General features: G+C 69.0%; 21 protein-coding genes and 1 pseudogene. 13 read left to right on the plus strand and 9 right to left on the minus strand.

The genetic code is table 11. From position 1 onward, the window contains the following. Positions 1 to 29 precede the first annotated feature (29 nt). From ACZYX4_RS13310 to ACZYX4_RS13325, 4 genes are all read right to left on the minus strand, one after another. Positions 30 to 2,105, minus strand: coding sequence for a PTS fructose transporter subunit IIABC (locus ACZYX4_RS13310; protein WP_463876602.1), 2,076 nt, complete (start codon positions 2,103 to 2,105; stop codon positions 30 to 32). 2 nt (positions 2,106 to 2,107) lie between these two features. Continuing rightward, positions 2,108 to 3,094: a 1-phosphofructokinase family hexose kinase gene (locus ACZYX4_RS13315; protein ID WP_463876604.1), complete on the minus strand. Its 987-nt coding sequence runs from the start codon at positions 3,092 to 3,094 to the stop codon at positions 2,108 to 2,110. Then, positions 3,091 to 3,894 (minus strand): DeoR/GlpR family DNA-binding transcription regulator, encoded by an 804-nt coding sequence (locus tag ACZYX4_RS13320; protein WP_463876606.1) that lies wholly within the window; start codon positions 3,892 to 3,894, stop codon positions 3,091 to 3,093. Before ACZYX4_RS13320 ends, ACZYX4_RS13315 begins: the two co-directional genes overlap by 4 nt. Positions 3,895 to 4,572: 678 nt before the next feature. Then, positions 4,573 to 4,836, minus strand: a complete 264-nt coding sequence (locus ACZYX4_RS13325) for a DUF6458 family protein (protein ID WP_463876608.1) — start codon at positions 4,834 to 4,836, stop codon at positions 4,573 to 4,575. A gap of 371 nt (positions 4,837 to 5,207) precedes the next feature. Here ACZYX4_RS13325 and ACZYX4_RS13330 point away from each other — a divergent pair, with 371 nt between their 5' ends. The 4 genes from ACZYX4_RS13330 (at position 5,208) to ACZYX4_RS13345 (ending at position 10,730) form a co-directional block, all read left to right on the plus strand. Then, positions 5,208 to 6,428, plus strand: coding sequence for a beta-ketoacyl-[acyl-carrier-protein] synthase family protein (locus tag ACZYX4_RS13330; RefSeq protein WP_463876610.1), 1,221 nt, complete (start codon positions 5,208 to 5,210; stop codon positions 6,426 to 6,428). Positions 6,429 to 6,437: 9 nt separating this feature from the next. Continuing rightward, complete coding sequence (locus ACZYX4_RS13335) at positions 6,438 to 7,070, plus strand: alpha/beta hydrolase (RefSeq protein ID WP_463876612.1); 633 nt, start codon at positions 6,438 to 6,440, stop codon at positions 7,068 to 7,070. Between the two features lie 492 nt (positions 7,071 to 7,562). After that, positions 7,563 to 8,300, plus strand: coding sequence for an HAD family hydrolase (locus ACZYX4_RS13340; protein ID WP_463876614.1), 738 nt, complete (start codon positions 7,563 to 7,565; stop codon positions 8,298 to 8,300). Positions 8,301 to 8,399: 99 nt separating this feature from the next. Continuing rightward, positions 8,400 to 10,730, plus strand: coding sequence for a glycoside hydrolase family 65 protein (locus ACZYX4_RS13345; protein WP_463876616.1), 2,331 nt, complete (start codon positions 8,400 to 8,402; stop codon positions 10,728 to 10,730). A 57-nt stretch (positions 10,731 to 10,787) separates the two neighbouring features. Here ACZYX4_RS13345 and ACZYX4_RS13350 read toward each other — a convergent pair whose 3' ends face one another. Next, positions 10,788 to 11,948, minus strand: coding sequence for an MFS transporter (locus tag ACZYX4_RS13350; protein WP_463876618.1), 1,161 nt, complete (start codon positions 11,946 to 11,948; stop codon positions 10,788 to 10,790). A gap of 229 nt (positions 11,949 to 12,177) precedes the next feature. On the opposite strand from ACZYX4_RS13350, the gene ACZYX4_RS13355 reads away from it, so the two are divergent. The 3 genes from ACZYX4_RS13355 to ACZYX4_RS13365 all read left to right on the plus strand — a co-directional run bounded on the left by ACZYX4_RS13355 (position 12,178) and on the right by ACZYX4_RS13365 (position 15,308). Then, entirely contained in the window at positions 12,178 to 13,551 is a 1,374-nt protein-coding gene (locus ACZYX4_RS13355; protein WP_463876620.1) for an NAD-dependent succinate-semialdehyde dehydrogenase, read from the plus strand. Between the two features lie 166 nt (positions 13,552 to 13,717). Then, entirely contained in the window at positions 13,718 to 14,575 is an 858-nt protein-coding gene (locus ACZYX4_RS13360; protein WP_463876622.1) for a hypothetical protein, read from the plus strand. Beyond that, positions 14,559 to 15,308: a LamB/YcsF family protein gene (locus ACZYX4_RS13365; RefSeq protein WP_463876623.1), complete on the plus strand. Its 750-nt coding sequence runs from the start codon at positions 14,559 to 14,561 to the stop codon at positions 15,306 to 15,308. Before ACZYX4_RS13360 ends, ACZYX4_RS13365 begins: the two co-directional genes overlap by 17 nt. A gap of 48 nt (positions 15,309 to 15,356) precedes the next feature. On the opposite strand, the gene ACZYX4_RS13370 is transcribed toward ACZYX4_RS13365, so the two are convergent. After that, positions 15,357 to 16,694: a DUF445 domain-containing protein gene (locus tag ACZYX4_RS13370; protein ID WP_463876625.1), complete on the minus strand. Its 1,338-nt coding sequence runs from the start codon at positions 16,692 to 16,694 to the stop codon at positions 15,357 to 15,359. Positions 16,695 to 16,744: 50 nt separating this feature from the next. Between ACZYX4_RS13370 and ACZYX4_RS13375 the strand changes: the two genes are divergently transcribed. Further along, a complete protein-coding gene (locus ACZYX4_RS13375; RefSeq protein WP_463876627.1) occupies positions 16,745 to 17,644 on the plus strand; it encodes a glycerophosphodiester phosphodiesterase in 900 nt (299 codons plus the stop codon). A gap of 136 nt (positions 17,645 to 17,780) precedes the next feature. Here ACZYX4_RS13375 and ACZYX4_RS13380 read toward each other — a convergent pair whose 3' ends face one another. Next, positions 17,781 to 18,698 carry a hypothetical protein gene (locus ACZYX4_RS13380; protein ID WP_463876629.1) on the minus strand — a complete coding sequence of 306 codons (918 nt, stop codon included), beginning with the start codon at positions 18,696 to 18,698 and terminating at the stop codon, positions 17,781 to 17,783. A gap of 167 nt (positions 18,699 to 18,865) precedes the next feature. After that, positions 18,866 to 19,787 (minus strand): annotated as a pseudogene (locus tag ACZYX4_RS13385) (ABC transporter ATP-binding protein). A 110-nt stretch (positions 19,788 to 19,897) separates the two neighbouring features. On the opposite strand from ACZYX4_RS13385, the gene ACZYX4_RS13390 reads away from it, so the two are divergent. The 5 genes from ACZYX4_RS13390 (at position 19,898) to ACZYX4_RS13410 (ending at position 22,386) form a co-directional block, all read left to right on the plus strand. Beyond that, the gene (locus tag ACZYX4_RS13390) at positions 19,898 to 20,341 is read left to right on the plus strand and encodes a DoxX family protein (RefSeq protein WP_463876631.1); all 444 of its coding nucleotides are present in this window, start codon (positions 19,898 to 19,900) and stop codon (positions 20,339 to 20,341) included. After that, positions 20,338 to 21,078: an AzlC family ABC transporter permease gene (locus ACZYX4_RS13395; RefSeq protein ID WP_463876632.1), complete on the plus strand. Its 741-nt coding sequence runs from the start codon at positions 20,338 to 20,340 to the stop codon at positions 21,076 to 21,078. The genes ACZYX4_RS13390 and ACZYX4_RS13395 overlap by 4 nt, the downstream gene beginning before the upstream one ends. Then, complete coding sequence (locus ACZYX4_RS13400; protein WP_463876633.1) at positions 21,075 to 21,386, plus strand: AzlD domain-containing protein; 312 nt, start codon at positions 21,075 to 21,077, stop codon at positions 21,384 to 21,386. The genes ACZYX4_RS13395 and ACZYX4_RS13400 overlap by 4 nt, the downstream gene beginning before the upstream one ends. A gap of 83 nt (positions 21,387 to 21,469) precedes the next feature. Then, positions 21,470 to 21,661 (plus strand): hypothetical protein, encoded by a 192-nt coding sequence (locus ACZYX4_RS13405; RefSeq protein WP_463876634.1) that lies wholly within the window; start codon positions 21,470 to 21,472, stop codon positions 21,659 to 21,661. Then, positions 21,661 to 22,386 (plus strand): GAF and ANTAR domain-containing protein, encoded by a 726-nt coding sequence (locus ACZYX4_RS13410; RefSeq protein ID WP_463876636.1) that lies wholly within the window; start codon positions 21,661 to 21,663, stop codon positions 22,384 to 22,386. The genes ACZYX4_RS13405 and ACZYX4_RS13410 overlap by 1 nt, the downstream gene beginning before the upstream one ends. Positions 22,387 to 22,390: 4 nt before the next feature. Here the strand turns inward: ACZYX4_RS13410 and ACZYX4_RS13415 are convergent, their stop codons facing one another. Beyond that, complete coding sequence (locus ACZYX4_RS13415; protein WP_463876638.1) at positions 22,391 to 22,807, minus strand: YkvA family protein; 417 nt, start codon at positions 22,805 to 22,807, stop codon at positions 22,391 to 22,393.

Consider the following 22,807-nt stretch of genomic DNA (forward strand, 5'->3'; position numbering starts at 1 on the left):
TGTCAGCTAGGGAAGGTTTGCTGGACGGCTCAGGCGGCTACGGGAACCTTTTCCACCGTATCAACCGGCTTCTTGACTGCCCAGCGCTTGAGCCCGATGATGGCGAAGGCCGTGACGACGGTGCCGGCCGCGATGGCGACGACGAACATCAGGAAGTTGTCGATGGCGAAGAAGACGAAGAAGCCGCCGTGCGGGGCCTTCGATCCCACCGCGGCTGCCATCGAAATGGCACCCGTCACGGCGCCGCCGAGCATGCTGGCGGGGATGACGCGGAGCGGGTCGGCGGCGGCGAAGGGGATGGCGCCTTCGGAGATGAAGGAGGCTCCCAGCAGCCAGGCCGCCTTGCCGTTTTCCTGCTCGGCGAGGCTGAAGAGCCTCTTGTTCAACACGGTGGAGGCGAGGGCCATGGCCAGCGGCGGCACCATGCCGGCGGCCATCACGGCCGCCATGATCTGCCACGGTGCCTGGTTGTCGATGGTTGCTGCACCGAGGCCGGCGACGGCGAAGGAGTAGGCAACCTTGTTGACGGGTCCGCCGAGGTCGAAGCACATCATCAGACCGAGGATGACGCCGAGAGCGATGGCGCTGGCGCCGGTGAGGCTGGACAGCCAGTCATTGAGGCCCACGGTGATTGCGGCGATCGGGCCGCCCAGGACCAGGAACATCAGGCCGGACGCTACGAGGGATGCCACCAACGGAATAATGACCACCGGCATCAGGCCGCGCAGCCAGCGGGGGACGCTGATCTGGCCGATGGCGTGTGCCGTGTAGCCTGCCAGCAGACCGCCGACGATGCCCCCGAGGAAGCCCGCGCCCATGAACCCGGCAACGGCGCCGGCGACGAAGCCCGGCGCGATGCCCGGCCGGTCAGCCAGGGCGAAAGCGATGTAGCCGGACAGTGCCGGGACGAGGAAGCCCAGCGAGAGCTCGCCGATTTTGAAGAGCACGGCGCCGAGGTAGGCGCCCAGCGGGCCCCAGGCCAGTTCCGGGTACTCGGTCGGCAGATTAGTGATGCTGTTCTCAGCCAGGATCGTGTTTGCGAAGCCTTTGATGTCGTAGCCGCCCACCAGGAAGCCAAGGGCTATCAGCAGACCGCCGCCGGCCACGAACGGGATCATGTAGCTGACACCCGTGAGGAGGGCCTTTTTCAGCTTCGTGCCGAAATGCTCGCCCTTTTCCTCGGCCCCCTGCTGGGCCTGCTCCTCACCGTAGTGCGGGACGCGGCGGGCGTGCGGGTTGTCCGCGGCAGCGAGGGCCTCCTGGACCATCTTGTCCGGCTCGTCAATGCCGCGCTTGACCGGGGCGTTGATGACGGGCATGCCGGCGAAACGCTCCTTGCCGCGCACGTCCACGTCCACGGCGAAGATCACGGCGTCGGCGGCAGCGATCACGGCCGGGTCAAGGGCCTTGGCGCCGGAGGAGCCCTGCGTCTCGACCTGCAGGTCGATGCCGGCTTCCTTGGCGGCGGCCACGAGCGAATCGGCGGCCATGTAGGTGTGGGCGATGCCGGTGGGGCAGGCGGTCACAGCGACGAGGCGCTTGGGCCGGGGTGCCCCGGCGGTTGCGGGCCCGGCGGTTGAACCGGCCACGGTTGAACCGGCGGCAGCGGCCGTGGCCGCCGTGGCCGCTGCCGGGGCTGCTGCGGCTGCGGGTTTGTCCGCGAGGGCGCCCTCGACGAGCTCGACGACCTCGGTCTCCGAGCCGGCGGCACGCAGGGACGCGGTGAAGTCCTTCTTGATCAGGGAACGGGCCAGCCTGGAGAGCAGCTTGAGGTGCTCCTGGTCCGCGCCTTCGGGTGCCGCGATGAAGAAGATCAGGTCCGCGGGGCCGTCTTTGGCGCCGAAGTCCACCGGCTGGGAGAGCCGGGCCATGACCAGCGTCGGCTCGGTGACCGCCGTCGAACGGCAGTGCGGGATGGCGATGCCGCCGGGCACGCCGGTGGCGGTCTTCTGTTCCCGGGCGAAGGCGTCGGCAAAGAGGCCCTCCACTTCGGTGGCGCGTCCGTTGGCGGCAACTTTGCCTGCCAGGTGCCGGATCACGTCCTCGGGCGTGCTGCCCAGGTTCTGGTCGAGCTCGACCAGTTCGGTCGTAATGAGCTGAGTCACTGTCAATCCTTCTTCAGGGCCGTGATGGTTACGGCATCAGGGGTGGTTTGGTGGACTGCCGGGACCGTGGAGCCCGGCAGCGAAGCGGCGGCGGCACCATGGGCTACAGCCTGACGGAGGCAATCGGCCGGGGCAGCGCCCTGGCTGGAGGCGAGCAGGTAGCCGGCAAGCGAGGAGTCCCCTGCGCCTACCGTGCTCACCGCGGTGACCGGCGGGTGCGTGGCCAGCCACGCGCCGTCGGCCGTCACGAGGACCGCACCCCTGGAGCCGAGCGTTGCGAGCACGGCCCCCACCCCGGAGCGCACGACGGCGGAAGCGGCCACCGCGGCAGCCTCCGGATCCGCTTCGAGTTCCTCGGCGGACTTGTGCGTGGCGAACCCGGCTGCGGCAGCCAGCTCCACCAGTTCCTCGGCGTTGGGTTTGATGAGATCCGGCTTCCCCAGCGCGTCGCCGGAGACCGCGGCGGCGAGCGGTTCGCCGGAGGAGTCGACGGCGATGAGGGGGGCCTCGTTGCCGTGATCCATGGAGCGCAGCCGCCGGGTGGCGGTGGCGTAGAAGTCGGCCGGTACCCCGGGTGGGAGCGATCCGGCCAGGACAACCCAGCTGGCTCCGCGGGCGTGGTCCAGGAGCAGCCCGATCAGGGCCTCCTGCTGGTCCGCACTCAGCACCGGGCCGGGTTCGTTGATCTTGGTGGTGACGCCGCCCGGCTCGGTGAGCGCCACATTGCTGCGCAGCGGCTCGCCGATCGGGAGCGCGGCGAACGGGACGTCGCCGTCCCGGAGGCCGGCGAGGACGGGGTCCGCTTCAGCTCCGGGCAGCACCGCCACCGTCGTCAGGCCGGAGGCGACGAGGGCGCGGGAGACGTTGACTCCCTTGCCGCCGGATTCCTGCCGGACGGAGATGGCCCGCTGCACTTCGCCGCGGAGTAGGGGGCCCGGCAACGCCACGGTGCGGTCCAGGCTCGGGTTGGCGGTCAGGGTGACAATCATGCGACCACCACCTCGACTCCGGCGTCGGCGAGGGCGTCGGCCAGGTCCTGGCTGGGTTTCGTGTCAGTGATCAAGGTGTCCAGATCTTTCAACGAGGCGAACTGGACCAGGGTTTCGGCGTCCAGCTTGGAGGCATCAGCCAGCACCACAATGCGGCGCGCTGATTGGACGAAGGCGGCCTTGACAGCGGCTTCTTCAGGATCGGGAGTGCTCAGCCCGAAGGCTGCGTGGATGCCGTTGGTGCCGATGAAGGCGATGTCCGGGCGGATCCGGCGGGCGGCTTCCACGGTGGACTGGCCAACAGCGGCCTGCGTGATTCCGCGGACCTTTCCGCCCAGCAGGTGCAGGGCGATGCCGGGTTCCCCGGACAGCTTTGCCGCGACGGGCAGCGAGTGGGTGATGACCACGAGTTCGGCTGCGGGTCCTGAAATGGCCGTGCTCGCTGCCGTCCGGGCGGCCAGGAGTTCCGCGAGGGTCTCCGTGGTGGATCCGGCGTCGATCAGGATGCTTCCGGTGCGGTCCCGCGGGATGAGCGCAAGGGCTGCCTCGGCGATCCGGGTCTTTTCAGGCTGCCGCTGGTCGGCGCGGACCAGAATGCTTTCCTCGTTGGTGCTGAAGCGGTCCGGGGACACCGCGCCGCCGTGGACCCGGCGGAGGCTGCCGGCTGCTTCGAGGGCGGCAAGGTCCCGGCGGACAGTCTCGGTGGTGATGCTGAAACGCTCGGCAAGGTCCGTGACACTGGCGCGGCCGCTGGCAGTGATGAGTCCCACGATCAGCTGTTGGCGTTCTTCGGCGAACACGGGCTCTCCCTTGCGTCAGTACTGCGGACCTTCCCGCCACTTCAGTGATTGCCATCACAGGCAGTGGAGTTGATTGACTTTATCTTTGAATCTGTGGCTTTGTCAATGGAAAACAACATGAACGCAGAATGCCCACCCCACCTCCCCGCCGGACATGCCCAATTTTCGCGCCCTGGGATGGACATATTGGCACGATGCCCATCGGTGGCTCCGCAGGCTGGGCATGTGCGCGGGGCGGTCAGTGGGCCGCGGGACATGCCCAATTTTCGCGCCCTGGGATGGGCATATTGGCACGATGCCCATCGGTGGCTCCGCAGGCTGGGCAAGTGCGCGGGGCGGTCAGTGGGCCGCGGGACATGTCCACTCTTCGCGGTGAGGAGTGGACATATTGGCACCATGTCCATCGGTGGCTCCGCAGGCTGGGCATGTGCGCGCGGGCGGTTGGCGGGCCCGGGGGAGCGCGTGCCCGGGGTCGCGGGCCGGGGGGCATGTCCACTCTTTGTGCCGCGGAGGGGGCATATAGGGACTATGTCCACCATTGGCCCCGCAGGCTGGGCATGTCCCGGGGAGGAGGGGCAGTGGGCGCCTAAAACGCAGCACGCCGGGCCAGACCCTTGGGTCCGGCCCGGCGTGCGGGTTGTTCATGCGGCGCACCGGGTGCGCGGTAGTGCTCTGGGACTAGATTGCGGCGTCGCGGCTCTCATTGCGGGTGATGGTCTCGCCGGTGTTGGGGTCGACGACGGAGCGGGTTTCGCTGACCCGGCGGGTGCGGCTGCGGCCCGGGGAGGCCAGGACCAGGGAGGCGATCAGTCCGATGACACCTACCGCCATCAGGATGTAGCCGATCATGGTCTGGTCAACGTTGGGGATCAGCCCGGGGGTGATGGCCCAGGCCAGAATGGCGCCGAGGGCAATGAGGAAGATGGAGGAACCGATTCTCATGACTTGCTCCTTGTGTCCGGTGGGACGGATTGGTATTACTAAGCATGCTGTCCAGCGTCACGCTACAGCCCGATGGGTGCTGTTTCAACGATCCGCGCGGCGCCACTCCGATCAGGTTTTCGCGCGGCATCGTGCCCCGCCCCGGCGGTTCCGGAGAGAGGCGGCGCGGAGCCGGGGTGCGGTGGTCCGTTTCCGTGGCGGATCCCCGGTGGGGAAACGGGCTCGGCCCGGGGCGGGGGAACGCACGTACTCTTAAAGGGTGCATCGCTGCAGCCCCATGCCTGCCGCCCCCGCTTGACCCCGCTACGCCCGCCCACCTGCCCCGCACTGCCGCGGGTCCCCTCGCGGTTCTCACAGAAATGCCGGTACCCATGCCTGAAGCTTCCCCCAGAGTCGTTGTCACCGGACTGGGCGCCGTGACCCCTGTAGGCGGGACCGCCGCCGAGACCCGGGCGGGGCTGCTGGCCGGGCGCTCCGGAATCGTGGCGCTTGAGGAGGACTGGGCGCAGGCGCTGCCCGTCCGCATGGCCGGCCAGGTGAAGGTTGACGTCGCCTCGCTGCTCACCACCCCCGAATACAAGAGGATGGACCGGTGCGGGCATCTGGCGCTGATCGCGGCCCGGGAAGCGTGGGAGCAGGCGGGCCGCCCGGAGGCTGATCCGGAGCGCCTGGCGGTGGTGATCGGGTCCGGCTACGGCGGCCTCGACACCACTCTTGAGCAGACCCGGACGCTGGATTCCAGCGGCCCGCGCAGGGTTTCCCCGCATACCCTCACCCGGATCATGACCAACGCCCCCGCGGCCTGGGTGTCCATCGACGTCGGTGCCAAAGGAGGGGCGCGCACCCCGGTGAGCGCCTGCGCTTCCGGGGCGGAAGCCATCTCCCAGGCCGCCGACATGATCCGGGCCGGCGCGGCCGACGTGGTGATTGCGGGCGGCGTGGATTCCTGCATCAATGGCCTGATCATCAGCGGCTTCGCTCAAATCCGTGCCTTGTCCACCCGCAACGCGGACCCGCAGTCCGCATCGCGGCCCTTCGACCGGGACCGGGACGGATTCGTGCTGGCCGAAGGCGCCGCGATCCTGGTCCTGGAACGTGAGGACCACGCCCGGGCCCGCGGGGCGGAAATCCTGGGTGTTGTGGCCGGAACCGCGGTCACGTCCGACGCCGTCGACATCGTCGCTGCTGATCCGGCCATGCAGCGCCGGGTGATGGAAAAGGCCATCGCCGCTGCCGGCCTTGGCCCCCGGGACATCGGCCTCGTCCACGCGCACGCGACGTCCACACCGGTCGGCGACCGCCTGGAAGCCGGGGCGATCAGGGCCGTGCTCGGAAACCAGGTTCCCGTCACTTCCACGAAATCCCTCACCGGGCACCTCCTCGGCGGCGCCGGTGCGCTCGGAGCCATCGTGATGATCCAGGCCCTGAAGACCGGGGACGTCCCCGGGACCGGCAACCTGGACCAGCCCGACGACGGGATCGACCTCAATCTCCTCCGCGAAACGGTGGCTGGGCGGCCGGCCAGGGCCGGGATCGCCAACGCATTCGGATTCGGCGGGCACAGCGCCGCGCTGGTGATCACCGAAAGCTAGGCTGTTCCGATGGAGACAGTCGTCTGGTCCAAACCGGAACACGAACGCGCCGGCACGCCGCTGCTGGTGATGCTGCACGGCTACGGCCGGGACGAATCGCGGATGGCGAAGCTTTTTGAGAGCCTGCCGTCCGGGTTCACCTGCGCCGCGCTGCGCGGCCCCAAGGAGATCGGGGACGGCCACGGCTGGTTCCTGCTGGACTACTTCCTGACCCACGACTTTGCCGACGTCATCTCCTCGACCAATGCCGTCTTCGGCTGGATCGAATCCGTCAAAGCCCAGCACAGCAGCGTCAGCCTGTTCGGCTACTCCCAGGGCATGGCCATGGCCACCACCCTGCTGCGGCTGCGGCCAGCGCAGTTCCGGGCCGTCGTCGGGCTGTCCGGTTTTGTCCTGGAAAACGAGCTCCTGGCGATGAGCCAATCGTTCGAGGCCCGCCCGCCCTTCTTCTGGGGCCGGGACCGGGACGACCTTGTGATTAACGACGCCGCCACGGACCACACCGAGGCATGGCTCCACGAGCATACGCAGCTCACGGCGCGGACGTACCCCGGAATGGGCCACTCGATCTCGGCGGCGGAACTCGTGGACGTCAGTGCGTTCCTCCGCCACTACGTGCTGCGCCCGGACGGCCCGGCGTAGAGCCCCACGTGGCCCGCGGGGCTGCGGCGCAACAGGGATAAACGACCTTCATTCATTTATCCACTTGCGCGCCAATTTTGTCAGCGCTTAGAATGAGCGTTGGCCGTGTTCACGGCCCATTTACTTCAGGGGGAAGAAAGGGCTGAGCCCTGTGCTGCGTGCTGAGACGCCGCGTGTCACCCTCCCGGACGCCGCACTTTTCGGCTGCACCGTCCTCCGGAACCTGCCGGACAGCTCCCGGCCGGCCGCCGATCAGGGCGAGTTCGCGGCGAAGCTGCTGATTGAACGTCTCCACCGCTCGTCAATCCCCCATCCAGCCACTCGCCGGAGACCACAGAGGCTGTCCGACGGAACAGCCTCCGCCGTCGTTGAACAGCGCCCGGCCCGGCGCCCGCGGCTTGAAAACCTCCGGGGTTTCCCCTCCGGGGGTGCCCTCTCCGCCGGTGCGCCCCAACTTACTTTGCTACTGCCGTCTGAAAGGACAACCGATCCATGACTGAGCTTTCCAACAGCACCCCATCGAGCTGGACCGGGGCCTCCGCCATTCTCTTTGACCTCGACGGCGTCCTGACCCCCACCGCGGTCGTGCACGAACGCGCCTGGCAGGAGCTCTTCGGCGGCTTCCTCAAGACCGTGCCCGAGGCGCCCGGCTACCGTGAAAGCGACTACTTCGACCACATCGACGGCAAGCCGCGGTTCAACGGCGTCCGTGACTTCCTGGCCTCCCGGAATATCGTCCTGCCCGAAGGCCCGCTGGATGACGACCCGGCGAACAACACCGTCCACGGCCTGGGCAACCGCAAGAACAAGGTCTTCAACGACATCGTTGAGGCCGGCGGCGTCAAGCCCTACACAGGCTCCGTGCAGTTCATCGACGCCGCGCTGGCCCGCGGGCTCAAGGTCGCCGTCGTCTCCTCCTCCCGCAACGCCCCGGCGGTGCTCAAGGCCGCCGGGCTCTCCGACTACTTCCCCGTGGTGGTTGACGGCGTCGTCGCCGTCGCCGAGGGCCTGCCCGGCAAGCCCAGCCCGGCAACCTACGAGTACGCCGCCCGGCTGCTGGGCCTGCCCAGTGCGGAGTGCGTCGTCGTCGAGGACGCCGTCTCCGGTGTCCAGGCCGGGAACGCGGGGAACTTCCACTCGGTGATCGGCGTGGACCGCGGTGCCGGCCGGCAGACCCTGCTGGAGGCCGGCGCCACGCTCGTGGTCAACGACCTCGACGAGCTCCTCTAGCCACCTCCTCCGCCCTCCGTTTCCGCCCTACGTTTCCCGCGATGCAGGGTCCCGCACCGTCTTTCACCACCTGATTCTTTACCGCCTGAAGGAAAAACCATGGCCCTCATCACCTCGGACCGCGCACGGTTCCCCAACGACCCCTGGCAGCTGGTCGAGACCGTCCACCTCCCCGGCAACGCCGGCACGCTGGAGACGCTCTTTAGTCTGGGCAACGGCCACCTCGGCATCCGCGGTGCGCACTGGGCTGCCGCTGACGCCGAGCTGCCGGGCAGCTTTATCAACGGCTTCCACGAGATCTGGGACATCAAACACGCCGAGAACGCCTACGGTTTCGCCCGCACCGGCCAGCGGATCCTGTACATCCCGGACGCCAACAACTTCACCGTGGTCATCGATGGCGAAACCCTGAGCCTGGACGAATCCAACGTGCTGGACTACCGGCGCAGCGTTAACTTCGCCACCGGTGTCTACGAATGCCGGATCACCTGGCAGTGCCGTTCCGGCGCCACCGTGACCACCACCGAACGCCGCGCCGTCGGCTACCAGTCCCGCGGTGCGCTCGGCATCTCGCTGGAACTGGCCGCGGACCGGGACATCTCCGCGGACGTGACCTCCTCGGTGATCAACCGCCAGGACCAGCCGGTCGAGGACCACACAGCCCATGACCCGCGCCGCGCCGGCCGGCACGCCGGGCGGGTGCTGCTTCCCGTGCGGCTCGACGGCGGCGACGGCTCGCTGCGCCTGTCCTGGGAGACCGCCGAATCCAAGCAGCGCATCGGCCTCGCCGTCGACCACTGGACAAACGCCGGGGTGCAGCCCTTCGACACCCAGGTGCACGAGGACGACAGCAGCGTGCGCTACGTCCTGGCCGTCGGCGCCGACGAGCCGTTCGTGCTGGAAAAGAGCGTCAGCTACGCCGTCGGGCAGGCCTCCGAAGACCTGGCCGACGACGCAGAAGCGACCCTCAGGACGCTCGCGGAGATCTTCGCCGAAAGTGCCGCGCACTACCGCGAGTACTGGACCACCAGCGACATCGACCTCGCCGGCCAGACCGAACTCCAGCAGGCCGTCCGCTGGAACCTCTTCCAGCTGGCCCAGGCCACGGCCTGCGCCGACGTCGCCGGCATCCCGGCCAAGGGCGTCAGCGGTTCCGGCTATGACGGCCACTACTTCTGGGACCAGGAGGTGTACCTGATGCCGTACCTGACGTACACCAGCCCGGAAAACGCCCGCCAGGTCCTCGAGTTCCGCCACGACATGCTCCCAGAGGCCAAGATCCGCGCCAAGGAGCTCAGCGTGGACGGCGCCCTCTTCCCGTGGCGCACCATCAACGGGCTCGAGGCGAGCGCCTACTACGCCGCCGGCACAGCCCAGTTCCACATCGCTGCCGCAATCGCCTTCGCCACCAACCGCTACATCTGGGCCAGCGGCGACCAGGCGTTCGAGGAGACCCTCGGCTCCGAGCTGCTGATCGAGACCGCCCGGATGTGGGTCTCGCTGGGCTTCTTCGGCAAGGACGGGCTCTTCCACATCCACGGCGTCACCGGCCCGGACGAGTACACCGCCGTCGTCAATGACAATCTGTACACCAACGTCATGGCCCGGTTTAACCTGCGTGCCGCGGCGGCGCTGGACCACGCGGAGATCGACGACGCCGAACGCCAGCTGTGGGAGCAGGCCGCCAACCGGATGCAGCTGCCCTACGACGAGGACCTTCAGGTGCACTCGCAGGACAACGACTTCATGACCCTGGAGCCATGGGACTGGACCACGCCCCGGTCCCAGTACCCGCTGCTGCTGCACTTCCACCCCTTGGTGATCTACCGCCACCAGGTCCTCAAGCAGGCGGACAGCGTGCTGGCCATGTTCCTGCAGTGGCAGGACTTCACGGCCGAGGAAAAGCGCCGCGCCTTCGACTTCTACGACCCGATCACCACCGGCGACTCCACCCTGTCCGCCTGTGTGCAGGGCATCATGGCGGCCGAGGTGGGCTACGCCGACGCAGCGCTGGACCACTTCACGCACGCGTTGTTCATCGACCTGGACGACACCCACGGCAACACGATCGACGGCGTGCACATCGCCTCCACCGGCGGGGTGTGGAGCTCGCTGGTCAGCGGCTTCGCGGGCCTGCGTGACCAGGGTGCAGTGCCGTACTTCGACCCGCGGCTGCCCGCCGAATGGGACGGCCTGTCCTTCCACCTGAAGATCCAGGGCCGGCTCTTGCGGGTCGAACTGGCCCAGGGTTCCATCAGCCTGACCGTGCTCGAGGGCGCACCGCTCGAGGTTGACGTGCGCGGCGAGCGGCTCACGGCCGACGGCGACACGGTGCGGGTTCCGCTGGCACCGGTCGCGGAACCGGAGCCCACGGTCTTCCCGAGTGGACTCCCGACGGCGTCGATCCCGATCGTGCGGGCGGCCGTCTAAGCCGCCGCCAAGCAACGCGGGGTCAGACAGCGCCCATGATCCCCATCAACATGGGCGCTAGGTGACCCCGCGTTGCTTTGGACCGGGCTGCCCTGGTCCGGACGCTTCGGCAGGGGCCGTGGCATCCGCCAGGCCGTCCACCTGGTGGCGGTCCAGCGGGTGCGGGGGCACCCGGCGCTGCAGCAGGGTTCCCCAGATGACCATACCCATGCCGCCGGTGGCGCCGAAGATGAACAGCGCGGCAGCCAGCGCCCAGAAGCTGTCCATGATCCCGACGGCGGCGAGCGGCAGGCTGCCTGCGCTCCAGCTGACCATCATGACGCTGAGGTAGCGGCGCGGAAGCGGGAACGAGGCCGTAACCAGCGAGGCCGCTGCACCGCCGACGCCCATGACGGCGAGCAGGAAACCGAACATGCGCGAGTCGCCGCCGGGCTGGTCGTGGACCACAAACGGCAGGAGCACCTCAATGGGGCCGATCAGGAACAGCACGGAGATGCAGGCCCAAAGCAGCGTCCACAACAGCCAGGGCGTGCGGACCGTGTAGCTGACCCCCTCGCGGAGGTCGTGCAGCACGGACGTCCTGGCGTGTCCGCCCGGGCCCGAATCCACGCTCTCCGCCCCCGCCCGGGGCTGGCGCAGGAGCAGAATGAGGATGGAAAAGGCCAGCAGATGACACGCAGCCACCCCCGCCACAGCGTGCGCAGGGGACACTGCGGCGACCAGGATGCCTGCGACGGTGGGGCCGGCGGCCTGCTGCAGCATCGGCCGCATGGTCCCCTCGAGGCCATTGGCCGCGAGCAGGTCCTCCGGAGGCAGGATTCGGGGAAGGATGGCGGAGTAGGCGGGGAAGAAGAACGCGGCCCCGACGCCCAGCGCAAACCCGCCGAGCGCCAGATGCCAGAGCTGCAGCCAGCCCAGGATCGCCAGCCCGCTGATGCCGGCGATGACGGCAAGGTTCGCACCCTCCACCGCGATGATCAGGAGCCGCTGCGGGAACCGGTCCGCCGCGATGCCGCCCGCGAGCACAAACGCGACGAGGCCCACGCTGCCCGCCGCCGCCACCAGGGAGAGCTCCAGCGGGCCGCCACCCAGCTGGATCACCTCATAGACCATTGCCACGGCCCACATTCCGGAGCCGAAAATGGAGATGGCCAGGGCCGCGATCAGCACGCGGTATTCCCTGTGCGCGAACGGACGGAGGGCCCTCAAGGAGCGCATGGCTCCAGCCTAAAGGCCCGGTCCTGCCCGGGAGCGGCGGATTCCGGCCGCAAAAGGTCTGATGGAATAGGAGGCGGGCCGTCCGGGTTGCCGCCTAGTAGGACGGGCGACCTCATCGGAACTGCCCGTACCGACGAACTGGGCCCGGAGTGCCGCCTGGCTGCCACGAAGCGGCGGCGGCCGCGGGCCTGATTGAGCCGGACTACTCAGAATCGGAGATGGTGCATTAATGACTGCCTACAAGACAGTGAACCCCGCGACCGGGGAAACGTTGAAGGAATTCCCGCTCGCTACCGCGGGCGAGGTCGAGCACGCGCTCGCGGCTTCCAAGGACGCCTTCAAGGACTGGCAATCGGCTCCGGTGGGGGCGCGCACGAAGGTGATTGCCCGCGTGGCCGAACTGTACCTGGAGCGCCGCGATGAGCTGGCCCGGCTGATTGCCACGGAGATGGGCAAGCCCCTGGCCCAGTCCCGGGGCGAAGTGGACCTCGTGGCTGACATTTACTCGTACTACGCGCAAGAGGGCCCGTCCTTCCTCGAGGACGAACTGCTGGACGTCAAGGGCGGCGGCGAGGCCATTGTCCGCTCCGCGCCGGTCGGGCCGCTCCTGGGCATTATGCCGTGGAACTATCCCTATTATCAGGTGGCGCGGTTCGCCGCCCCCAACCTGATGCTCGGCAACACTGTCCTGCTCAAACACGCCAGCAACTGCCCCCAGTCGGCCCTCGCGATTGAGCAGATCTTCAAGGATGCAGGACTCCCCGAGGGCGCTTACATCAACCTGTTCCTGAGCCAGGAACAGGTTGCCGAGGTCATCGCCGATGACCGCGTCCAGGGTGTCTCGCTCACCGGCAGCGAGCGGGCAGGATCGGCAGTGGCCGAGGTGGCGGGCCGGAACCTGAAGAAGTACGTGCTGGAACTCGGTGGAAGCGATCCTTTCATCGTCCTCGACTCCAATGACCTCGACGCCACAGTCAAGGCCGCGGTCAGCGGACGGATGGGGAACGCCGGGCAGGCCTGCACGGCCTCGAAGCGTTTCATCATCCTTGAGGACCTCTACGAGGCGTTCGTGGAGAAGTTCACCGCCAGGATGTCGGCGATCAAGCCGGGTGACCCCCTGCTGGCCGACACCAGGTTTGGCCCGCTCTCCTCGCAGAGCGCCGCCGACGGCCTCATCGAACAGATCCAGGACGCTGTGGACAAGGGTGCCACCCTGCGGACGGGCGGACACCACGTCGAGGGTCCCGGCGCCTTCGTCGAGCCCACCGTGCTGACCGATGTGACCCCCGCGATGCGGGCGTTCTCCGAGGAGCTCTTCGGCCCGGCGGCAGTCATCTACAAGGTTGCCACCGCGCAGGAGGCCATCGAGCTGGCCAACGGTTCCCCGTACGGACTCGGCGGTGCTGTCTTTAGCTCCGACACCGGGAAGGCCAAGGATGTCGCGGACAAGTTGGACACCGGAATGGTATTCATCAATTCCGTGGTCGAAACCCAGGCGGATCTGCCGTTCGGCGGAGTTAAGCGCTCCGGCGTCGGGCGCGAACTGGCACGGTTCGGCATGAACGAGTTCGTCAACAAGAAGCTCATCCGGACCCCGCGCTAAACCCAGGGTGCCGCGGGCAGTTGGGGGCGGACACCCTCCGCCCCCAACTGCCCGCATCCGCCCGGGTGCCCAGCCCCGAAGCCGGAGTTCCCCGGACGGAGGGCCCGTGACCTAGTGTTAACACCGGACGAAGCTCAGCACACTTATAGTTCACGGAGAGGCGACATTGGCCAAGCGAAGCAACCCGGCAATAAAAATTGCCCAGAAGTCAGCACACAGCGCGATGTTCGATGCCCAGGGCAAGCCCAAGCCCGGCGTCCACAACGTGCTCCTGCGGGCCGTGGAAGTCCAGCGCCCGCTGGTGCTGGCGAACCTGCGCCGGCTCCAGCGCAGGCATCCGCATGCCACCGCGGCGCAGCTTGCCGCGACCCTGGAACGGGACTACCTCATTGCCGTCACCGGCGGCGGCGCGCTGGTGGGCGGCGCGGCCGTCATTCCGGGCGTCGGGACGGCCGCCGCGCTGGGCCTCTCGGCCGCCGCGACCGTCGGTTTCCTCGAAGCCACCGCACTCTTCTCCACCTCCCTCGCCGAACTCCACGGCGTCCGGCTGGTGGACCCGGAGAAAGCCAGCACCCTGGTCATGGCCATCATGCTGGGCGAGGAGGGCACCGCACTCTTGAGCTCGCTGAGCGGGCAGGCCGCAGGACAGGGCAAGGGCCCCACCCAGGCCTGGGGATCCCTCTTCACCCGCCGGGTTCCGCTGGCCGGCTTCGGCTCGGTGCGGGAGCGGATCCAGACAATGTTCCTCCGGACCCTGCTCAAACAGCAGGGCGCTGCCCTGCTGGGCCGGGCGTTGCCGTTCGGCATCGGCGCCGTCGTGGGCGGTGTGGGCAACCGGGTGATGGGCCGCGCCGTCGTCGCGAGCGCCAAGGAAGCGTTCGGCCCGATGCCGCTCGTCATTCCCGGCGAACTGGGCGGCCCGGCGGCAGCAGCAGGCCCGGCAGTACCAGAAAGCCCGGCAGCAGGGCGGGGCAGCAAGGACAAGGCAGCGCAGGAAGGGGCAGGTTTTGGATCTGAACGCTGACCTGGGGGAGTCCTTCGGGACCTGGACCCTGGGCGAGGACGCCGCGATGTTCCCGCTGGTGACGAGCGCCAGCGTGGCCTGCGGCCTGCACGCCGGGGACCCCGTAACCATGCTGGACACCTGCCGGGCCGCCTTCGAGCTCGACGTCCGGGTGGGCGCGCACCTCGGCTACCCGGACCTCGCCGGCTTCGGCCTCCGGGCCATGGACATTACCTTCGATGACCTCTTCGGTGCCGTGCTGTACCAGTTGGGGGCCCTGGACGGGGTGGCGCACGCCGTCGGCGCCTCGGTGGACTACGTCAAACTGCACGGGGCGCTGTACGACCGGACAGTTCGTGACGCCGAGCAGGCCTCCGCCGTGGTTGCCGCCATCCAGGCCTACGATCCGGGGCTTCCCGTCCTGGGCTTCCCGGGCTCCGCCCTGCTTGGCATCGCCAGGGAAGCCGGCCACCCGGTCTTCGCGGAGGCCTTCGCCGACCGCGCCTACCTGCCGGACGGCACCCTCGTGCCACGCTCGCAGGACGGCGCCATGCTGGACGACGTCGGCCGGATCACCGAACGCGCGGTGCGCCTCGCCACGAAGGGTGAGGTCGAGGCCGTTGACGGCACCGTGCTCCGGATCGAACCGCAGTCGCTGTGCCTCCGCGGCGACACCCCCGGATCCGTCGCCACGGCCACCGCGATCCGTGCGGCCCTGGAAAGCGCCGGCGTCGAACTGGAGAGTTTCGCCTGAGCCCTGCCTGAAAGCAGCCGGCGGCCGCCTGGCAGGGACGCCGGCTTGTCAGCCGAAGGCCAGATGCGCCGCCGTGAAGATCGCGAGCCCGGCGAGGGCCCCCACCACGGTGCCGTTGATCCGGATGAACTGCAGGTCCTTGCCGATCTGGAGCTCGATCTTCTGGGAGGTCTCCTCGGCATCCCAGCGGGCCACGGTATCGGTGATCACTCCTGCGATGTCCGAGCGGTACGTCTTCACGAGGTACCCCGCGGCGTCCCCGATCCACTTGTTCACCTTGCCGGCCAGTTCGGGATCAACCACCAGCCGGGTGCCGAAGTCATGCACGGCGGCTTTAAACCGTACGGTCAGCTCGCTGTGCGGATCGTCGACGGCGGAGAGCAGGGCGGCCTTGATGGTCCCCCAGGTGCGGGAGGCGAGTTCCCGGATCTCGGGATCGCCCAGGACCTGGGCCTTGATGCCCTCGGCCCGGGCAATCATCACCGGATCATGCTGGAGGTCCTGCGCGAGGTCCTTGAGGTACTTGTCGATCGAGAGGCGGACCTGGTGCCGGGGGTCGGACTGCACTGCGCGGGTGAACTTCAGGATCTCCACGTAGACCTTGTCGCCCACGAGCCCGTCCACGAACGAGGGCACCCACGTCGGGGAACGGTCGGTGACCACCCGGTTGACCGTTTCCTGGTTGTCCCGCACCCAGTCCACGGTCCGGTCCACAAGCACGTCCACCAGGGCGTGGTGGTGTCCGTCCTCGAAGATCCGCTGGGCGACCCTGCCCACCGGCGGACCCCACGGCGGGGCGAGCAGATGCCGGCGGACCATGCCCTCGATCACGGCCTGGACGTCGTCGTCATTGAGCACGGTAAAGGCGCCGCGGATGACGGCGGCGCCCTCCTTGGCGACGCGTTCGGCGCCGCCGGGCCCGGAGAGCCAGGCACCGGCCTTCCGGGCAATGTCTACGGAGGCCAGCTTTTCCTGGACCACCTGCTCGGAGAGGAAGTTGGTCTCCACGAATTCGCCCAGCGAGGCGCCGATCTGGTCCTTGCGCTGCGGAATGATGGCGGTGTGCGGAATCTTGAGGCCCATCGGGTACTTGAACAGCGCCGTCACCGCGAACCAGTCCGCGAGGGCGCCGACCATGCCGCCTTCGGCTGCGGCCCGGACGTATTCAAGCCAGGGGTACTGCTTCTGCAGGGCGAAGGCGACCACAAAGATGATCGCCATCAGGACCAGCAGCGAGAGCGCCAGCAGCTTCATCTTCCGCAGCGCGGAGGCCTTCTCGGCGTCGCCGGCGGCCATCCTCTGGCGGCGGGCGGCACCGCCGGCCGCGGCAGCCCCGGCGTCGCTGTGTCCTTCGGGACGGGTACTTGGCTCAGTATTCACCTGCATGTGCCCAGCCTAGCCCCGCTTTGGCAGCGGCTGTCGGCTAACGTGTCAGCATGACGACTGACGAGTCCACCGCAGCCCGTCCGCTGGTATACGCCCACCGGGGCTCAAGCGGCGCGTTCGCCGAGCACACGCGGGCCGCCTACCTGCAGGCCATCGCCGACGGCGCCGACGGCGTGGAGTGCGACATCCACCTGACCCGGGACCAGCACGCGGTGCTTTTGCACGACGCCAACCTGGACCGCACCTCGGACGGCACCGGCCCGGTGGCGGACCGGACCCTCAACGAGCTCCGGCAGCTGGATTTTTCCTCCTGGAAGGGCGCCAGAATCCCGGACGAGTACGGTGCCAGGTCGGCCCAGCTGCTGACCCTTCCGGAGCTGCTGGTCCTGCTGCGGGCCGCCGGCCGGGAGATCGGCCTGGCGATTGAGCTTAAGCACCCCAGCCCCTTCCAGCTCAAGCTGGAGGACCGGGTCCTGGAGGTCCTCACGTCCGCGGGCTGGGACCCGGCGACGTCACGGCTCGGCAACATCCTGGTGTCCTTCATGAGCTTCAGTCCGGATTCGGTGAAGCACCTGCTGAAATCAGTCCCGTCCGACGCCGTGTGCCAGCTCGTGGACGACGTCAACGTCCAGGAGATCCGCGAGGAGCTTGGCCTCGGGGCGATTACCGGCGGGGCGCTCGCGAACCTGATGAAGGCAGCGCAAACCGAAGCCGAGCGGATCCTGGACGACTGCGAGACCGGGCTGGCCGGGCCGGGCATCGACTACGTCCGCGAGCATTCCCGGACCATCCGACGCTGGCTCAACTCCGGCCGCCGCTTCCGGGTGTGGACCGTGGACTCGGAAAACGACGTCGCGCTCTGCCAGGAGTTGGGGATCCACGAGATCACCACGAACCGGCCCGCCCGGGTCCTCGCCCAGCTGTCGGCCGGGACCCAGGGCCGCCGCTAAGCCGGCGCCCGCAGGGCACAGGCTGCGATGACCGGGCCGCGATGCCTAGGCTGCGAGATCGCGGCGGCGCCAGCCGGAATAGCCCAGCGCTGTAAGGGCTGCCGCGGCCATTGTGAGGACCGCCAGCGCCGGCACATCACCCGGGACCACCGGGAGCAGCGGGGAGTGCCGGAACGGGGAGAGGTCCATCAGCCATGCGGGGGCGTTCCACAGCACCCCGAATTCCCCCAGGGCGACGAGGGCCAGCAGGAGACCCCAGACCGCCCCGCCCAGCCGCGGCGCCCAGCCAAACACCGCCAGCGCCACGCTGGTCACCACCCAGGCAGCGGGGATCTGCGCCAGGGCGGCCACGGTGCTGCGGCCCACAACGGCGGCGTCGTTGACGGCGAAAGCGGCGCCGGACCCGGGCGGTCGCCGTCCCCAGCAGGGCTTCGGTGTGGCCCGCCGCCTCCTCGCTGCGCAGGTGGTTCGCGGAGGACACCCCATAGGCGGCCGCCAGCACCCGGTACTGCAGCCGCACAGCCAGGTCCCAGACGCCGAAGAGGGAACCGGCAGCCGGCCCGGGGCGCTCCGCGCGGAGCCCGGCCCCCAGGTCGCGCCGGGCACGGAGCACAAAGGCCGCCGGGACCAGCGCAAGGGACAGGCTGACCGGAAGCACCAGCACCCACCAGCGGTCCCCGGCGAACGCACGGATCTGCTGGTTCCACCCGAGGGGCGACAGCCAGGAGAGCACCGAGGGGCCCGGTTCGGCCAGGTCTCCGACCGCGCGGAGCGCATAGGTGACGGCCACGACACTGATGCTGTACCCGGTCGCGGCCCGGGCACTGGCCGTCAGCTGGGCCGCAAGCCCCGCCACGGCACTGAAGGCCATTCCCGTGGCAGCCCAGCCCAGCCCTAAGGCGAGGGAACCGGTGGCCGGCAACCCGCCGGGCGCCAGCGGGGCGTCACGGCCCAGCCTTCCGCCGCCGAGCAGCTCCAGGCGTCCGCTCTCCTCGTCGCTGCGGGTGTGCCGGATCGTGAGGATGACCATGAGGACGGCGAGGATGGCGGTCATAAACGCGGTCTATTTGATCAGCGAGAGTGCGCCGATGGAGGTGGGATCGTAGATCCGTCCGAACAGGGCCACCATCGAGGCAGTTGCGTTCAGCACGGTGGAGGCCTCAACGCGGTTCGCCATGTCGGGGTAGAGCTCGGCTCCGGCCAGCGCCGTCGAGTAGGTGATCAGGGCAAAGCCGAGGATCCAGACCGGAAGCAGCCAGCGGCGTCGCCGTAGTGGCGCAGGAACAGGTCCTCCAGCGTCGGCGGCTGGCTCGTGAGGGACTTCAGCCCCGCCGTCGTCAGCGCCTGCATCAGGTGGGTCAGCCCGGCAGGTTCGACCTGCGCGCTGATCCGGTGGTTCGCCACGACGAGGTCGTGGACGCCGGGCAGGAGATCGAGCCCGGGGGGGCACCGCGGCGACGTCGGCGGTGACCGAGGTGCGGGTCAGGTGCCGCAGCTGCTCCAGCGGGCCGGTCTCCACCACCTTCCCGGCGCGGATAATGCTGACCCGGTCGGAGAGGGCCTCGGCCTCGCGGAGGATATGGCTGCTCAGCACCACGGTGCGCCCCTGCGCTCGCAGTTCGCGGACGCAGCCGCGGAACGCGTCCTCCATCAGCGGGTCCAGGCCGCTTGTCGGTTCGTCCAGCAGGAACAGTTCGGCGTCGGTCGCGAGGGCAGCCACGAGGGCCACTTTCTGCCGGTTTCCCTTGGAGTGGGTGCGCGGCTTCCTGGTGGGATCCAGCCCGAACAGTTCCAGGAGCCGATCGCGGCGCGCGCGGTCCTGGCCGCCCTGCAGCCGGCCCAGCAGGTCGATCACCTCGCCGCCGGTCAGGTTCGGCCAGCACGCCACGTCCCCCGGGACATAAGCCAGCCGCCGGTGCAGGGTAGCCACCTCGCGCCAGGGGTCCAGGCCCAGCACCCGGATGGTACCCGCGCTGGAGCGCCAAAGTCCCAGCAGGAGCCGCAAGGTGGTGGACTTGCCGGATCCGTTGGGGCCGAGGAAGCCGTGCACCTCCCCGGCCGCCACCTCAAAATCCAGTCCGTCCAGGGCCGTCACCGCCCCGAAACGCTTCACCACGCCGGTCATTTCCACGACACTGCCCATAGTCAACAAGGTTCGCCGGATGAGCTGGCATTCACCCATGCGGAAAGTCCCCTTTTGGGTGCAGCCAACCACGGTTAGCGGGCGCTCCGCGGCTGTGATTGAGTTGTTCCATGCCTTATCGCTGGTCCGGCCGGGACACCCAGACGCTTTCTGCCGTGGCGATGAGCGCCCTGTTGCTGGCCAGCGCCGCGAAGCACTTCGACGATCCCGGTTTCTTCGCCCCGGTGGTTCCGGATTTCCTTTGCCGCGACGACACCGGCGAATGCCCCAACAGCCCCCTCGCCGTGCTGTCCCGGGAGGAATGGGTGGCGCTCAGCGGCCTGCTCGAGGCGGGCGCCGCCGTCGGGCTCCTGATTCCGGTGACCCGCCGTGCCGCCGCCGGCTGCGTAGCGGCCATGTTCACCGCCTTCCTCGCCGGACACCTCGACGCGGTGCGCAAGGCGTACGGCCCGGACGGGACGCCCGGCCAGCGCCGCGCGCACACCCTGCGGCTGCCGCTGCAGGCGCCGCTCATCGCCTGGGCCTGGAGTCTGCGCCACCCGGTCCGGCGGTGAGGCTCCTGCAGTCCCCGGCCGTCCGGGTCGGGCTGTCCATCAGCATCGCCACCGGTCTCTATGGTGTGTCTTTCGGTGCGCTGTCCGTCACCGCCGGGCTCGACTTCTGGCAGACCATGGCGTTGAGCCTGCTGCTGTTCAGCGGCGGCTCGCAGTTCGCCTTTATCGGGGTGGTGGCCGGGGGCGGCTCCGGCATCGCCGCGATGGGTGCCGCCACCTTGCTGGGCATGCGCAACGGGATCTACGGCATGCAGATCAACGCACTGCTGCGGCCGCGCGGCTGGCTGCGGTTCGCCGCAGCCCACGTCACCATCGACGAATCCACCGCCACCAGCACGGGTCAGACCGACCCGCTCGAGCAGAAGCGCGGCTTCTGGACCGCGGGTCTGGGCATCTTCGTCCTCTGGAACCTGTTCACAGCCGTGGGCGCGCTGGCCGGAGCGTCGCTGGGGGATCCGAAGCAGTGGGGCCTGGACGGTGCCGCCGTCGCGGCGTTCCTGGGCCTGCTCTGGCCCCGGCTCAAGGGCCGCGAGCCGGTGGCGATCGCCGTCGTCTGCGCCCTGGCCACCGTGCTGGCCGTACCGTTTGTGCCCGCCGGGGTGCCGATCCTGGTGGCCGCGGTGGTGGCGGCAGCCATCGGCTGGTTCAGCCATGGCCGCAGCGACGAAGGACTGGAACCGGACGTGGACCCCTACGCCGAGCACCCGCAGGGGCGGCCCTCCGGAGATGCCGCATGAGCCTGTGGATGTGGCTGCTGCTCTCCTGCCTGCTGGGCTACGCCTGGAAACTGCTGGGCTATCTGGTCCCGGCCAGCGTGCTGCGCGACCCCCGGATGTCCCGGATCGCCGGGACCATGACCATTGGCCTGCTGGCATCCCTGACGATCGTGAACACGGTGGCCGCGGGCCAGACGCTGGCGCTGGACGCACGGCTGGGGGCTCTGGCCGCGGCCGGAATCGCCCTGCTGCTCCGGGCGCCGTTCCTGGTGGTCGTCCTCGCCGGAGCCGGCGCGGCAGCCGGACTCCGGCTGCTGGGCTGGGGCTAGCAGCTCCATTAACCCCTGCCGTACCGCTCCGTAACGGTCTTTAGTCCCTATTTGCCGCAGGGGCACCGTGAAAGCATTCGGGTATGACCGCCAACGAGGATCCGGATACTCCCGCGCCCGGCAAGGGTCAGCATTCCAAGCCGCACGAGCCCTTCGTTCCGCCGGGTGCCGAGTCCACCCGCGAACTGCGGGAGATGGCCCGGCGCCGCCGGGAGGCCGAGGAAAAGCTGCAGCACCACCTCCAGGAGGCCAAAGAGAAGCCGGCGGAGGATTGATGCTGAGAGCCCGGCTCTCGGAGCGGCTGCAGGACCTCCTGCTCGACAACGACGCGCTGGAGGATTTCCTCCGGCACCTGTCCGCCCTGGCCGCCGAGCTCGCCACAGCCGAAACCGGCCGCCCGGTGGTGTGCTCGGTGCGGCTGGCCCGGCGCCGCCAGCCGACAGTCCTGGCCGGCAGCAGCCCCGAGGCGCTGGATCTGGACGGGTTGCAGGACGGCGTGGCGGAGGGACCGGGACTGGAGGCCATGCAGACCGGGCGGGCGGTGCTGGTCCCGGATACAACGATGGATCCCCGGTGGAGGCGCTACCAGCGGGCCGCCGCCCAGCGCGGGAACCGCAGTACTCTCGCGGTAACGCTGCTGGCGGATCGGGACGCAACGGCCATCCTGACTTTCTCGTCGACGTCCCCCGAGGCGTTCGACGACGCTGCCGTGGCGGTCTGGGGGGCGCTCGCCGTCCGCGCCGCCAAAGTGATGCGGCTGGCCGTCCGGCTCGACTCCGCCAAAGGCCTGAACCGGGACCTGCTGCAGGCCATGCGGTCGCGGACCGTGATCAACCTGGCCACCGGAATCCTCATGGCCCAGAGCCGCTGCTCGCAGTCCGAAGCCTTCGAGCTGCTGGCCAAGGTCTCCAACACCAGAAACGTCAAGCTCCGGGTCATCGCCGAGGAAATCCTCCAGAGGTTCGACGAAGGACCGGCCGGAACGGCCTTCAGCGCCTAAACTCTTACCGCGGTGCCCCGAGGCCGGCAAGCCTGAGGATGAGCTGCAGCCCGTCGGGCGTTCCCGGCCAGTGCCGGCGCACCGCATTCTCACCCGCCCGCGCGATCACCGAGCGCAGCACGAGGGCCACAATAATCACGTCGTCCGCGTAGCCAAGGATGGGCACGAAATCCGGGACAAGGTCGATCGGCGAGAGCAGGTACGCCAGAAGCAGGGCAAGCCTGATCCGCACCCCGGCGCCCAGGGTCTTGTCAGCGAGCAGCCTCCGCAGGAGCCGCAGCAGGTCCGGCAGCAACCGCAGCGCGTCCTTCATCGCGACCGTTTCCGGGTGCCGGCGCGCATAGCCCCACAGGAGGGCCAGCAGGACGGCGTAAACCGACAGCACGCCGCCAACGGCGCCCGCCACGGTTTCCCAGGACAC

The organism is Pseudarthrobacter leeuwenhoeki, assembly GCF_055412885.1.